The organism is Variovorax sp. YR750, from assembly GCF_900109805.1.
Taxonomy (GTDB): Bacteria; Pseudomonadota; Gammaproteobacteria; order Burkholderiales; family Burkholderiaceae_C; genus Variovorax; species Variovorax gossypii.
The window spans coordinates 126198-139586 of record NZ_FOBJ01000012.1; the positions used below are offsets into that span (position 1 = coordinate 126198).

The 13389-nt window shown below is 62.8% G+C and carries 13 protein-coding genes; 8 read left to right on the forward strand and 5 right to left on the reverse strand.

From position 1 onward, the window contains the following. The first annotated feature begins 26 nt into the window (after nt 1–26). From BMY35_RS23820 to BMY35_RS23835, 4 genes are all read left to right on the forward strand, one after another. Nucleotides 27–1433 carry a hypothetical protein gene (locus BMY35_RS23820; protein WP_093204598.1) on the forward strand — a complete coding sequence of 469 codons (1407 nt, stop codon included), beginning with the start codon at nt 27–29 and terminating at the stop codon, nt 1431–1433. Nucleotides 1434–1650: 217 nt separating this feature from the next. After that, on the forward strand, nt 1651–2421 hold the full coding sequence (locus tag BMY35_RS23825) for a hypothetical protein (protein ID WP_093204600.1): 771 nt from the start codon (nt 1651–1653) through the stop codon (nt 2419–2421). 51 nt (nt 2422–2472) lie between these two features. Then, the gene (locus BMY35_RS37835) at nt 2473–3582 is read left to right on the forward strand and encodes a hypothetical protein (protein ID WP_143080726.1); all 1110 of its coding nucleotides are present in this window, start codon (nt 2473–2475) and stop codon (nt 3580–3582) included. 32 nt (nt 3583–3614) lie between these two features. Then, complete coding sequence (locus tag BMY35_RS23835) at nt 3615–5210, forward strand: TIGR04141 family sporadically distributed protein (protein ID WP_093204605.1); 1596 nt, start codon at nt 3615–3617, stop codon at nt 5208–5210. A gap of 20 nt (nt 5211–5230) precedes the next feature. On the opposite strand, the gene BMY35_RS23840 is transcribed toward BMY35_RS23835, so the two are convergent. After that, entirely contained in the window at nt 5231–5785 is a 555-nt protein-coding gene (locus tag BMY35_RS23840) for a hypothetical protein (protein ID WP_093204608.1), read from the reverse strand. A gap of 334 nt (nt 5786–6119) precedes the next feature. Between BMY35_RS23840 and BMY35_RS23845 the strand changes: the two genes are divergently transcribed. Next, nucleotides 6120–6713 (forward strand): 2'-5' RNA ligase family protein, encoded by a 594-nt coding sequence (locus BMY35_RS23845; protein ID WP_177213687.1) that lies wholly within the window; start codon nt 6120–6122, stop codon nt 6711–6713. Here the strand turns inward: BMY35_RS23845 and BMY35_RS23850 are convergent. Then, nucleotides 6683–7105, reverse strand: coding sequence for a VOC family protein (locus BMY35_RS23850; RefSeq protein WP_093204613.1), 423 nt, complete (start codon nt 7103–7105; stop codon nt 6683–6685). The two genes, BMY35_RS23845 and BMY35_RS23850, sit on opposite strands and share 31 nt — an antisense overlap. Before the next feature lie 59 nt (nt 7106–7164). Here BMY35_RS23850 and BMY35_RS23855 point away from each other — a divergent pair, with 59 nt between their 5' ends. After that, on the forward strand, nt 7165–7977 hold the full coding sequence (locus BMY35_RS23855) for a helix-turn-helix domain-containing protein (RefSeq protein WP_177213688.1): 813 nt from the start codon (nt 7165–7167) through the stop codon (nt 7975–7977). A gap of 103 nt (nt 7978–8080) precedes the next feature. Continuing rightward, the gene (locus BMY35_RS23860; RefSeq protein ID WP_143080727.1) at nt 8081–8572 is read left to right on the forward strand and encodes a hypothetical protein; all 492 of its coding nucleotides are present in this window, start codon (nt 8081–8083) and stop codon (nt 8570–8572) included. Between the two features lie 73 nt (nt 8573–8645). Here the strand turns inward: BMY35_RS23860 and BMY35_RS23865 are convergent, their stop codons facing one another. The 3 genes from BMY35_RS23865 to BMY35_RS23875 all read right to left on the reverse strand — a co-directional run bounded on the left by BMY35_RS23865 (nt 8646) and on the right by BMY35_RS23875 (nt 12303). Next, on the reverse strand, nt 8646–9962 hold the full coding sequence (locus tag BMY35_RS23865; protein WP_093204621.1) for a sulfatase family protein: 1317 nt from the start codon (nt 9960–9962) through the stop codon (nt 8646–8648). 134 nt (nt 9963–10096) lie between these two features. After that, the gene (locus BMY35_RS23870; protein WP_177213689.1) at nt 10097–11074 is read right to left on the reverse strand and encodes a Bug family tripartite tricarboxylate transporter substrate binding protein; all 978 of its coding nucleotides are present in this window, start codon (nt 11072–11074) and stop codon (nt 10097–10099) included. A gap of 206 nt (nt 11075–11280) precedes the next feature. Continuing rightward, on the reverse strand, nt 11281–12303 hold the full coding sequence (locus BMY35_RS23875; RefSeq protein WP_093204624.1) for a Bug family tripartite tricarboxylate transporter substrate binding protein: 1023 nt from the start codon (nt 12301–12303) through the stop codon (nt 11281–11283). 131 nt (nt 12304–12434) lie between these two features. On the opposite strand from BMY35_RS23875, the gene pcaQ reads away from it, so the two are divergent. Further along, the gene (gene pcaQ / locus BMY35_RS23880) at nt 12435–13385 is read left to right on the forward strand and encodes a pca operon transcription factor PcaQ (protein ID WP_093204627.1); all 951 of its coding nucleotides are present in this window, start codon (nt 12435–12437) and stop codon (nt 13383–13385) included. Nucleotides 13386–13389 lie beyond the last annotated feature (4 nt).

Consider the following 13389-nt stretch of genomic DNA (forward strand, 5'->3'; position numbering starts at 1 on the left):
ATCTCTTCAAGCCAGGAGCTTCCGGTATGTACTTGATCAAGGCGATTCATACGAGGTTCGCCGTCACGTTCACTCTCGACCTGGATACGGCGACGCTGGATGATCTGGCCAACGTCAAGGATCCGGGAAAGTTGCCGCAGGCAGACAAGCTGCGCTACTTCGCCCGCCAGAGCCAACTGCAGAAAGAGGGACGTGTGGCGATCGTCCGGCACCATCATCAGCGGCTGAAAAAGATTCTCCACATGTTGGCCGAGCGGGCGATCGGACCAAATGAGGACGCGGTTCATCAGGAGCTGAAGACCAGCGGAGCGACCCTCAGCGCGATTCTGGTGAACTGGAAAGTCAAGGCTGAGGCTGGAGACAAGCTGTTCAGCGAGCTCAATCTCGTCAAAGCCATCCAGCCGGAACTTCAGAAGCTGAAAGGGAAGCTCGTAAATAGCGATCTGGACAGCAAGGCAACGGCCAAACACCTCGAGGCGCTCGAGAAGGCTCGATGCCAGGTGGGCGATGCGCTGGCCCGTGGAGAAGCCGGAGTGCGCGCATGGATCCGTGACTCGTGCATCAAATATCGAGGAAGTCTGGCGACCGGATGGAGGAACGCCCAAAAGTCCCAGGACGGCACGGCCATGCGGATTCGTGTGCCGGAATCCGGTATGGACGAAGAGCAAAAGGAGTCGATGAAGTTCGACAGCGACGCGTTCGTCGAAGTCCCCTCGGCAACATGGGAGTCATGGGCGGACATGGAGATCGTCACGGAACGCGAGCGCGAAGGGAAGATGGACCTTGCTGAACTCGTTGTTCGTGTCAAAGCGATGATGAAGCCGTTTCAGCGCGAACTGGCGTTGCAGAAGGAATACCTCGATGTCGAGAATCGATGGGGCCAGCCGCAATCCAGACAACGATCGTTGATCGAGATTCGCATCCACAACGCTCAGGTGCCCTTGGATCGACTGGACCGACCCTACCGGCAGTTACTGGGAGTGCAAGCTGTTGAAGAGCAATTGAGGCTCGCGATGAGCACTGTCGCGGGCTACAAACGCACATCAAAAGGGGAGGCCGATTTCAGCTTTGTCCTGCAATCTTCAAAGAAGAGCGCGCGCGAATTGACTGCCGGCAATCTCTATCCGCTGAATGAAATCGCGAAGGCTGGCTTGCCGCTCACGGAGTCCGATCTGGAGCTGGTCTTTGCCGATCGGCAGCTGATGGTGAAGATGCCTGAAAAGCACGTCAGCATGAGCCAGCCAGTCGCAGCGACCACCTACGATTGGGAGACTCCGACGGATCCCCACACACGGAGCCGACCGACCGAGGCGATGTTGATTGCGGAGTATTTGGGAGCTGATCCGCAAACGACTCTGGCGCAATTTGCGGAAGCTGGAAAAAAGGCACGACTGGGCGCCGTGAAAGTTGTAGATCAGGCGTTGACCCTCTGAGGTAGAGCCATTCGCTCTTGGCGGCAGCAACAGGGGGGCGACATCGATACCTCATGCTCGGGTAGCGCGATGAATCTGCTACGGGAGACAGAGGCATTGCTCAAAAGATGGCTGAGAAGGCGTAGGGCCGCACAAACGCCTTGGGCAGGGACATCCCACAAAAACGGGATGCTCTAGAACTTTTCTCTCCGCTAATGTCGCGCCGAGGAGGGTTCCCATGCCGATCCCGAATTTGTTCTACGGGCACCAAGACGCCCTGATGAGAGGCGCATCGCCCACGACGCTTGCCGTGGGCGACTCCTGGTTCTGGTATCCGTTCGATAACCTGCTCGGCGAGATCGCGGGAAGCCGCCCGCTGCAGTCGATCGTCGTTGCCGGCTACAACGGCTCCGAGGCATCGGAATGGAAGGGCAAGTACGCCGACTCCATCAAGACTACCTTCGACATGTACGCAAGAGGCCCTCTTGTGAAAGCTCTTCTGCTTAGCGGTGGCGGGAACGACATCGTGGGCCAGACGAACTTCCCGAAGCTGATCAAGGCCAACTGCTCGGCCTGCAAGTCGGTTCCAGCCTGCTACTCCAATGGCCAGCCGTCCACGGCGTTGGACAAGATCATCGGGCACTACCGAAGGCTCATCAAACTCTTCAGAACATACAACCCGACCGCCGCTGTTGTGCTCCACAACTATGACGACGCGTACGCGACGGGAGAGGGGGTCTTTGGGCCTGCCGACTGGCTCAAGGTGCCGATGGAGAAATGCAGCGTTCCTGTCTCTCTGCGCAAGGACCTCTTCGCAGATCTAGTAGCTGCGTTTGGCAAAGCCCAGGATGAGTTAGCGGCAGAGCCCGGCCTGGGAAAGATCGTTGCGTTGAAGACGGCGGGCACATTGACGGTGCGTCAGTGGGCTAACGAGCTACATCCCACTCCAGATGGGTTTCAGCGGCTCGCGGAGCGGAAGTTCTTGCCGGCGTTGGACCTTGTTTGGTAGCAGCCGGCAAGGCCCTGCAAGAGAAGTCTGAAGAACTACGGAGGCTGAAAGATGCATTGGACCGCGACAAGTGCCGCCGCTGTTGTACTCACGCTGATGCCGTGGACATCATTTGCCTTCGAGCTGTCGCCAGACGGAACGTCTTTCGAGAAGAAGCTTGCACGAAAGGGGCAGCCGACCGGAGATCGGTTGCTGAGCAAGCTTACGGACTTGGGCGTTCGAAAGTTTGGCAGTCCGGTTCATGAAGAGATTGCGAACCGGTCACTAGATTGCGATGGAGACGCCGACATTTGCGCCGACCCTGATTGGGATCCGGCACAGGCCTATGTGCTCGCCGGGGTACGTTGGAATGACGACCCGCCATTCAGGTTCGAGTCTTCATTTGGCAAGTACGGGGGATGTAAGGCCGGAGATACGGTGCGCCTTGTTGTCCAACCGGAGTGTTGGGGGCGAGTGTTCTATGACGGCAAGAAGAGGGCTGCTCGCGGCGAGGTGCTGAATGCCAAAACTGCTCCGCTGCTCGTGCGGTCTCATTTCGGGGATATGCAGTTCCTTCACGCGATGGGCTCTGTCGATGGCGAGCCACCGGATGTCATCTACAGCCGCATCATGATGTGGGCCGAGTTCACGTGGAAGGTCGCGACGAAGAAGATTCCCTCTGACGCCATCGTTGCGAATCAGGACGTGACTGGTATTCGCGATGTCTTCGGGATGAATGGCTGGAGCGTGCAAGACCTTTTTGCTCTAGGAAATCCGAACATCCGCAAGCCCGCATATTTGGGAGCCGTTGCATTTGGGAGCCTCTTGCATACGGTTCAGGATTCGTTTTCTCGTGCGCATGTCGAACGAGAGCAAGTGACGAAGGGGGCGAAGTGTCCGGGTGTGGCTAGCGACTATGCGGCGCCAGGACGCATCAAGGAGTTTCACTCCTATAGCCATCAAGACGCGGACAAGCATGCTGATGCAGATGTTCGTGCGGCGTTCTCCGCTCACTGGTCTTCTGGATCGCCTACCACGGTGGATGTTGGGCGAGTGCTTGCTCAGTTCTACGAACGACAAGCGGAGTGGATCGAGGTTCGGCCATATTTGGAATGCGTATTCCGATTGGCACCGAATGCGACGGCGGCTTCTTCTGGTGACTATGCGGCTGATTCAAAGTAGGCCGGCGTTTACATTTATTTTGGAGAGATCGTATGGCAGGCGCCGATGATGCAGTACGCCTCGGTGTGAGTGTGTACCTCCTTAAAAGATCGAAAACTGCGGAGGCGCAGAGGCAACTTGAGGATGCGAGCGACACTGTCTATCCACTTGTGGACTCGATACCTGGTGCCGCATTCATTGCGCTGCCAGCGGACGCGGGGTCTCCAAAATGGCTGAGACCAGTCTCGACACTGTTGGCTGATGGTGCTGCTCCTCAACTTGAGGGGCAGTCTCCAGGAGCACTTCTTTGGGTGCCGCGTGGTGAAAAGATCTTCGTCTTTACCTTCGGATACGGTCACTCCAAAGTAAAGGAAGAATGGGTTGAGCCAGACTTTGGCAAGGTGCTCGCCTTGGCTCTGGTTCCACAAGGCCAAGTTCGCGAAATGCGAGCTGAGCAAGTTTTCGCGAAACGTCATATTGCCAGTGAGCGTGCGCCCAGAGCATCGGCAGTGCGCGAGTTTGGATTTGAGCCCGACCGGGACTTGGTCGCCGCAGTAGAGGGGGTGCCTGAGTCGAAATATTGGCCTGTTTTTGGAACGAAAGTACGTGGAGGTGTGTCGTTCAAGTTTGATCTAGAGGTTGCAAAACTGATCGAAACGCTGGATCAGATTGCGGAACGTTTTGACTCGAACGATCATCGCAGTCGGTGGCCGCAAGCAAACAACTTGGTGGCGGTTCGTGATGACGAAAAGCTCGAAAAGCTGGATGCGTTGTTGGATCGCATTCTCACTGGCCGACGCCCTGAAAACGCAATCTCCTTGGCGGCACCAGGTGAGCGAAGTGGCGAGGGCGCCTATCCGCAGCACTTTGTCATCGGCCGGAGGACCAAGAGTGCAGCGACGTCACCGTATCTAATGTTTGGGAGTTGGCAGAAGTATGTCCAGTCCAAAGATGGGGCGCTAGGCCTGGCTGCAGCTAAGGCTACGCCAGTGCATTTGCTCGATGGGGATAAAGAGGAGATCGGCGTTTGCTCGATGTATCAATGCATGGGTGCCGAGGTTAGCCTTGAGGGCGTGACGCACGTGCTGTCGTCGGGATCTTGGTATTCGCCGGATCGAAGGTTCATTGCCAGTACGAATCAAACTTTGGCGATGCTCGGCGCTCCGTCTTTTGCGTTAAAGGCTTGGAACACGATTGACCACGAAGGTCCGTATAACGAAGATGCGGCAAATTCGGACCCCGATCTTTGGTTATTCGACAAGGAGTTGGTCAGCTTTGGAGGTGGGGCATCACGCTTTGAGTTCTGCGACATCATGCATCTCCCGACTAAGACGCTGTATTTTGTCAAGCATCCAGCCGGCTCCGCCGGGGTCAGCCATTTATGCGAGCAGGTGCGACGCACGGCCGAGCTATTTTTCGATACAGATCCGAGCTACCGTCAAAGGCTGGCTGATCGAATTACTGCGGTTGGTAAGGGTTGGAATACAAACTGGCTCACCACGCGGCCTAAACAGCACGAGTGGAACTTGTGTCTTGTGTTGATGGGGAAGCAGGTCTCCGCGCTGCCATTCTTTGCGAAATGCGGTATAGCTCGGCTTCTAGGTGAGTTGCAAAAGCGCGGATTCGATGTGTCATTTCAGGCTGTATAGGACGCACGAATTGTTGTCGCTCAATCCGCACCTCGGCGTCCGCCTCGGATGCCACCATCCCAAACGCGTCGAGCGATTACTCGACGACGCGTATAGAAGCCAACCAAGTCAATAGCAGCAATTTCGATTGCTCGGCGAAGACTCACCAGTCCCGGAACTGTCATGAACATTGGCACAAGAAAAACGAGCAGCCATATGTGCCTTAGCGTCAGATCTTCCATACGGTCAAGACGGACGAATCCCATTGAAAGAAACGTTGCGTACATGCTCGCGCCAAGCAGGGCGGAGATCAGCAAGTTGAAAACGCCCTGCATAGCCGTCTCCGCTGCCACGAGACTCCGGAACCGCGCACGTCCCTTTGTATAGGCTCGGGAACGGTTGTAGAGCAAGGATGCGAACGCGAAGCCTGCCAAGATGAGAGCGAAGTACACGGCACCAATCGGCTCTAGCCTGAACATGAGTATCGGCGCGAGGCCGTAGAGCATCGATAGTGCGATGAAGAATTCTGCGACCCTCAGTAGAAACAACGCAAATCTAGGGGCCTGCTTTCTCATCGGTTTCTGCGTGGTCCTCATGGCGTCCCTCAATTCGTTGAAGTCCACCGATAGTAGCTGCGACTACTCTCTCACCTCTGCGGCATATCCTTAACCGATTACCCCAAACTCACAGTCGCATCCTCCGGAATAGCCGGTATGGTCTCATTTCAAGCCTGCCCATCCGCCCGCATCGCAGCCAGCCTATCCGGTTCCTTCTTCGCCAGATTCGCCCGCTTGCATTCATCAGCCGCGGATGTTGAACAGGTACTCGTTCCTGCCCACCTTCAGGTACTTTCAGCCCCCATCGCGCATGAGTTTCTGCCCGCGATAGTTCAGGCATGCCACCGCCACCTAGTGTCCAATGGCCCCCACCATGGACATCGCCCCCTTCACCCCCGCCGATGCCGCGCGCCGCGCGCGACTGGAAATGCCAATGCTCTACGCCTGGCTCAAGCCCGACGAGGCGGTACAGGCCGCCATCGCCGAGCACCGCGCGCAGTGGGTCTGGCGCACGCAGCCAAAGCCCAGCTTGCCAAAGCCGCACCGGTTGCATATGACGCTGTGCCACATCTCGCCGCAGGGCGATGCCGCCGTCGAAGGCATCCGCCAGGCATTGAGCGAGCTGCGCGTGGAAGAAGACTTCGAGCTGCTGCTGGACTGGTCCGGCGTCTGGGCGCACAACGGCATCGCCATCGTGCGCCCGCAGCCGAACGCCGCGCTCGACCGGTTGCATCAAGCCGTCGTGCGTCAGCTCGCGCCGTGGCTGTCGGGGCGCCATGAGGACTGGGCGCCGCACATCACCATCGCCCGCAAGGCATCGGGGGCCGCCGCGCCGCCCATGCCGCCTGTTCGCTGGCCGGTGCGCGAGTTTCAGTTCGTGCGTTCGTGGCTGAAGACGCGGCCCGTGTGGCACGAGGTGCTGGCGTCCTACCCGCTTCAGTCCTCCGGCAGGAAGGCCGGGTTGTAGACCACTTCCCATAGATGCCCGTCCAGGTCCTGGAAGTAGCCCGCGAAGCCGCCCCAGAAGGTCTTCTGCGCCGGCTTCACGATGGTCGCGCCGGCAGCCTCGGCCTGCGCCATCGTGGCCTGCACCTCGGCTTCGCTGCGCAGGTTGTGGCCGATGGTGAAGTCGGGCGAGGCGTTGCCGCGGCGCGCGATGCCGCTGTCGTGCGCCAGGCTATCGCGCGGCCACAGCGCCAGCTTCAGGCCGGGCTGCAGGTCGAAGAAGGCGACCGCGCCGTGTTCGAATTCCTGGCCGATGATGCCGGGCGTCGCCAGGCCCAGGCCGTCGCGGTAGAAGCGCAGCGCGCGCTCCAGGTCGTCTACGCAGATGGTGAGAACGGAAATACGGGCTTTCATGCGGGAGGCTCCTGCTTCGCAGTTGTTGTTCAATGGAAGCCCCGAGATTGCTCCACGCCATGTCCGCCGACTTGAACAAAACGGCCACGCCGCCGCTCGCGCAAGAGGTCGGTCGTTATGCCGAAGCCCCGGTGCCGCCTTCGTTGCGCGGCATCTTTGCCTGCCAGTGGATGCATGTGCTGCCCGCTGATGCCGGCAGCATGCCGCCGCTGCTTGTGGTGCCCGATGGCTCGATCGATCTGCAGTGGATTGATGGCGCGGTACGCGTGGCCGGCCCCGACCGGCAACCGCATGCCGAAGCGCTGCGGCCCGGCGCGCAAGTGCTGGGCCTGCGCTTCCACCCCGGCACGGCGGCCGCGTGGCTGGGCATCGACATGAGCGCGCTCGCGGATCGCCGCGTTGCGCTGCGCGATCTGTGGGGTGCGCGCGCGGCAGCATGCCTCGCCGCGGATTCGTCCGCCCAGTTCGTGCACAGGGTGGCCGCGCGGCCACAGCCAGCCGCCAGTCTCACGCCCGATGCCGCGATGGCCGAAGCCTTCCGCTTGCTGCAGTCCGGCATGGCCCCCGAAGACTCGCCGCTGCGCTGGCTCTCCGAACGCCTGCAGCAGCCCGAGCGCACGTTGCGCCGCCGTTTCGTGAAGCACTTCGGCTACGGCCCGCAGACGCTGGCACGGCTGCTGCGCTACCAACGCTTTCTGCAGTTGGCGCGCGCGGAGCCATCGACGCCGTTGGCTCATCTGGCCGCCGAGGCCGGCTATGCCGATCAGCCGCACCTGGCGCGCGAAAGCCGGCGCCTGGCGGGGCGCCCGCCATCCGCGCTGCCACGCGATCAGGCTTCCAGCACTTTGACTTTCGGCCGGCGGGACGCGTAGTTTTTCTGTTCCGCCGTCGCCGCTCTTGGCGATCACTGCTGGAGTTCGTTGCGCTCAACGGAGCAGGCGTGATTTGCGCCAGCGCGTGCAGCAGAATGACCTCATGACGCTTGACCGCAATACATCGCTCGTTGAGTTTGAGGACGCACCGCGATGGGTGCCCAATTCGCTGTATCAATACTTCTCGCAGGAGTCCACTGGGCTCAGCTTGGCCTGCCACGTTGATCTGTCTCCTGCAACTGTGGAAGGTATTCGCGTGTTGAACGCCGAGACTGGCCCGAGCGTCCGGATCGACTTCCTGCACGCCGCCGCGGTCCGCATGCAGATGTGGAACGGAGATGCGCGGGATGGTCACCCACTGGTCTCTCTGGGCCTGCGGGCGAACCGCCTGTACGAAGTTAAGGATTCCCGCTGGCTACCGGTGCTCGCGAGCGAATCCGTGTGGGAAGAGGCGGCCCGTCTGCGGCATTTTGTGTGTGCGTTCCGCGTCCACGTTTATGAAGTCGCCGCCGAGCAGTTGCGCTGGCAGGTGTTCGACGACGCACCGCCGATCGCCTTGTCCCGATTCAGTGGTCCACCTCCGATCTGGCGCTGACGTTCGCAAGTGTCAGGCGCGCAGGGCCTGCAGCTTGGGAAGCTGCTGACCTTTTCTGCGCGCTTCAGCCAACTCACCTCTGCGGCATATCCTTGACCGAATACCCCAGGCTCACAGTCGCATCCTCCGGAATCGCCGGCATCGTCGCATTCCACGCCTGCCAATCCGCCCGCATCGCAGCCAGCCTCTCCGGCTCCTTCTTCGCCAGATTCGCCCGCTCGCGTTCGTCGCCGGGAATGTTGAACAGGTACTCGTTGCCGTCGACCTTCAGGTACTTCCAGTCGCCGTCGCGCATGGCTTCCTGCCCGCGATGGTTCATGCGCCAGTGCAGCGGGCGGCGGAAGCTCTTCGACGCGTCCTTGAGCACGGGCATCAGCGAGACGCCGTCGAGCGGGTAGTCGGGGTGCGCGGCCACGCCGGCTGCGTCGAGCATGGTGGCCGACCAGTCCATGGTCATGCACAGCTGGGTGCTTTCGCCGCCCTTGCCGATCATGGCGGGCCAGTGTGCGATCCATGGCACACGGATGCCGCCTTCGGTCAGGTCCATCTTGCCGCCCACCAGCGGCCAGTTGTCGGAGAAGCGTTCGCCGCCGTTGTCGCTGGTGAACACCACCAGGGTGTTGTCGGCCATGCCGTGCTTCTCGAGCGCGGCCATGATCCAGCCGATGCCTTCGTCCATGTGATGGATCATGCGGCGGTACACGTTGATGTTGCCGCCGGCCAGGTCGAACAGGTTGTCCTTGATGCTCGGGGCCTTGGCTGCGTCGTCGCGCGTTTCCCACGGCCAGTGAGGCGCGGTGTAGTGCAGGCTCAGGAAGAAGGGGGCGTCCTGCTTTGCCATGCGCTCCACATAGTCGACAGCGCGCTTCGAGAGGATGTCGGTGAGGTAGCCCTCTTCCTGCCTGTCTTCCTCGCCGAACCACAGGTCGTGGCGGCCGGTGGAGTCGCAATGGGTGAAGTAGTCGACGCCGCCCGACATGGGGCCGAAGAACTCGTCGTACCCCGAGCGCAGCGGGCCGAAGGTGGGCGGGTAGCCCAGGTGCCACTTGCCGATGAGGGCGGTCTGGTAGCCGCTGGCCTTCAGCAGCGAGGGCAGGGTGGGGTGGTCGGTGGGCAGGCCGAGGGTGGTGCTGCCGCGGCTCTTGCTGTTGATGGGCTCCTCGGCCGCGCCGCGCAGGCGGTACTGGTAGCGGCCGGTGATCATGCCGAAGCGCGTGGGCGAGCACACGGGCGAGTTCGAGTAGCCCTGGGTGAGCTTCAGGCCGTTGGCGGCAAGGCCGTCGAGCACGGGCGAGACGGGGCCGAACGCCGCGTCGCGGCCGCCGTAGCAGCCGAGGTCGGCATAGCCGAGGTCGTCGGCCACGATGAAGATGATGTTGGGTCTGGTCATAAATTGATCGCGCTTTCGAGGCTCGGAGGTCTTTTCGGGGAACACCGCGGAACCGGCTTTGCCGGGCCGCTGGTGTTGCCCCCTGGAAGGGGGTTGGCGAAGCGACACGAAGTGCGCGAAGACTGGGGGTTGTCCTAAGGTTGGTAGCCCGACTTCTGCACCACCGGCGCCCATTGGGCGCGGTAGGCCTTGAGCATCGCGGCGGTCTGCGCCTGGGTGCTCACCACGGGCGTCATGCCCGAGTCCTTGAACTTGCGTTGCGTGTCCGGGTCCTGCATGACTTCGCGGATGACGACGGCGAGGCGCTCGGCCTTTTCCTTGGGCATGGTGGCCGGCGCGAAGAAGGTGTTCCAGCCGGTGGCGGCGAGGTCGAGGCCGGCTTCCTTGAAGGTGGGCACGTCGGGCAGGAAGGGCGAGCGCTTGGCGCCCGAGATCGCGAGGATGCGCAGCTTGCCCGCGGCATGCTGCGGCACGGCCACGTCTTCGGTGTCGACGGCAACGGGCACCTGCCCGCCGATCACGTCGTTCAGCAGCGGGGCCGAGCCGCGATAGCCGATCACCTGGGTCTGCACCTTGGCCTTCTCGCCCACCATGAGGCCGAAGAAGTGCGGCAGGCTGCCGGTTGCCGGCACGCCCACGTTGGCCTGGTTGGGGTTGGCGCGCATCCAGGCGAGCAGGTGGTTCAGCTCGCGCACGGGCAGGGTGGGCGACACGGCCAGCGCGAAGTTGTAGTCGTTGACGTAAGACACGGGCACGAAGTCGCGCTCGGCGTCGTAGTTGTTGTCCTTGAAGACCAGCGGCGCCACCACCATCACGGCGGGGTTGGCGAGCATCAGCACGTTCTGGCTGGCGGGCGTGGCCTTCACCTGCTGCGCGGCAAGGCGGCCGCCCGCGCCGGGCTTGTTGTCGACCACCACGGGCACGCCGAGGCGGGAGGTGAGCTTGTCGCCCACGATGCGCGCCACGCGGTCGGTGGCGCCGCCGGGGGCGTAGCCGACCACGATGTGCAGCGGGGTGTCGAACTTGACCTGTTGCTGTTGAGCGGCTGCGCCGGTGGCGAAAGCCGTTGCGAGGCCGGCGATGGCCAGCATGCCGGCGAGGCGGCGGGTCATGGGGAGGGATTGGGTCGGCAGCATGGTGAGCAAGTCCTTGTCTTCGTCGTTCAGGCGATGGCGCGCCAGTGTGGCCGCGAGATCCGCAGTTGCGGACGATTCTGAAGACGCGGCACTCGATTGTTCAAATCAACCATTCCCCGGACTTACCCTTTGCTCCACACCTTGCTCCACACCTTGCTCTGATTCTTGCTGCGCTCTGCTGCTCAGTCGACCGTCATGCCCGTCGCCTTGACGATGCGCCCGTAGCGGGCCTGGCTGGCCGCCAGGTGCTCGCTGGCCGCGCCGCCGGTTTCGCCCAGCGGCACCATGTCGAGCGAGGAAAGGCGCGACTTGATCTCCGGCAGCGCCAGCGCCTTCTGCAGCGAGCCGCGCAGCGTCTGCATCACCGGCTCGGGCGTGGCGGCGGGCACCATGGCGAGGTAGAGCACCTCGAATTCCAGGCCCTTCAGGCCCAGCTCGCCCACGGTGGGCACCTGGGGCAGCAGCGGCGAGCGTTGCTTTCCGGTCACGGCCAGCGCGCGCAGCTTGCCTGCCTGAATCTGCGGCAGCAGGCCCGGCGTGGCCAGGATGCCGGCCTGCACCTCGTCGCCCATCAGCGCCAGCACGGCCGGCGCGTTGCCCTTGTAGGGCACGTGGGTGATCTTCGCGCCCGTCTCGCTGGCGAAGATCTCGGCGGCGATGTGGCCGGGGCTGCCGTTGCCGGCCGAACTGAAGGTGGCGGGCTCGGCCTTGGCCTGGGCGATGAATTCGGGCAGCGTCTTCGCCTTCACGCCCTGCGCCACGCCGAAGGCCAGGCCCGAGGAGCTGAAGATCATCAGCGGCTTCAGGTCCTTGGCCGCGAAGGGCATCGAGGCGTACAGGTGCGGGTTGATGGTGAAGGTGCTGTCGATACCCATCAGCACCGTGTAGCCGTCGGCCGGGGCCTTGGCGACGAAGTCGGCGCCGATGTTGCCGCCCGCGCCGGGCCGGTTGTCGACGATGAAGGGCTGCTTCAGGTCTTTCTGCAGCGCGTCGCCCAGCGCGCGGGCGAGGATGTCGATGGGGCCGCCCGCCGGGAAGTTGGTGAGGAACTTCACCGGCTTGGTGGGGTAGGGCGCGTCGGCCGCGAAGGCGCCGGTGGCGGTGGCTCCAAAGGCGAGCGCCGCGCAGGCTGCGGCAATGGCGAGGCGGCGGCGGGTGCCGTCGAAGAAGGTGTAAGGCGTGTAGCGCGAACCGGTGGTCGTCATGTCGTCGTGTCTCCGTTATCCGGTCGACTCTAGGTGCCTGACGGGGGCTGCACAACTGAAAGCTCTTCTGCCAGCTATTCCGGCTGGTTATATTGAAGCTGCCACTCTCCCAAGGAAACGCCGTGTCAGCCATGAACTTTGCGCGCCTGAAGATGCGCCATCTGCAATGCCTCGTGATGGTGGCGCAGGAGCGAAACCTGGTGCGCGCCGCCAAGGCGCTGTCGCTCACGCAGCCGGCCGTGTCCAAGACGGTCGCCGAGCTGGAGGAGATCGTCGGCCGCCAGTTGCTGCTGCGCCGCCGCCGGGGCGTGGAGCTCACGCCGGCCGCCGAGGTGCTGGTGCGCCATGCGGTCTCGGCGCTGCGCGGGTTGCGCGAGGGGCTGGGGCTGGCCATGGACCAGCCCGAGGCCGACCAACTGCGCGTGGCCGTCGGCGCGCTGCCGAACATGGTGGCCAACCTGCTGCCGGAGGTGGTCGTCTCGCTGCATGCCTCGCATCCCGCGCTGCGGGTGCGCGTGGTGAGCGGCACCAACGCGCAGCTGATGACGCAGCTGCGCCAGGGCGAAATCGACCTCGTGCTGGGCCGCCTCGCGCAGGCCTCGGCCATGGCCGACCTGGCCTTCGAGCAGCTCTACAGCGAGCCGCTGCTGCTGGTGGCCCGGCCGGGGCACCCGCTGGCGGCGCGGCGCAAGCCGCCGCTCGATGCGCTGGCGGGCCATCCGCTGGTGCTGCCGGTGTCGGGCACGCTGATCCGGCACACGGCCGATGCATTCCTCATCGCGCAGGGCATGGCGCTGCCCGGCCGGCTGGTGGAGGCCACCGACACCAGCTTCGTGCTGGGGCTGCTGCAGCGCTCCGACGCCGTGTGGTTCGCGCCGCAGGGCGCGGTCGAGGGGTTGATCGCGCGCGGGGAACTCAAGCGGCTTGCAATCGACACCACAAGCACCGAGGGGCCGGTGGGGCTCACCGTGCGGCGCAGCGACGCGCCGGGCGAGGGCGCGCGACTGCTGATCGAGGCGATCCGCGAGGTGGTGGCCACGCGGAAGAGCCCGGTTGCCCCGAAGGCTTCAGGGGGTTCTTAATAAA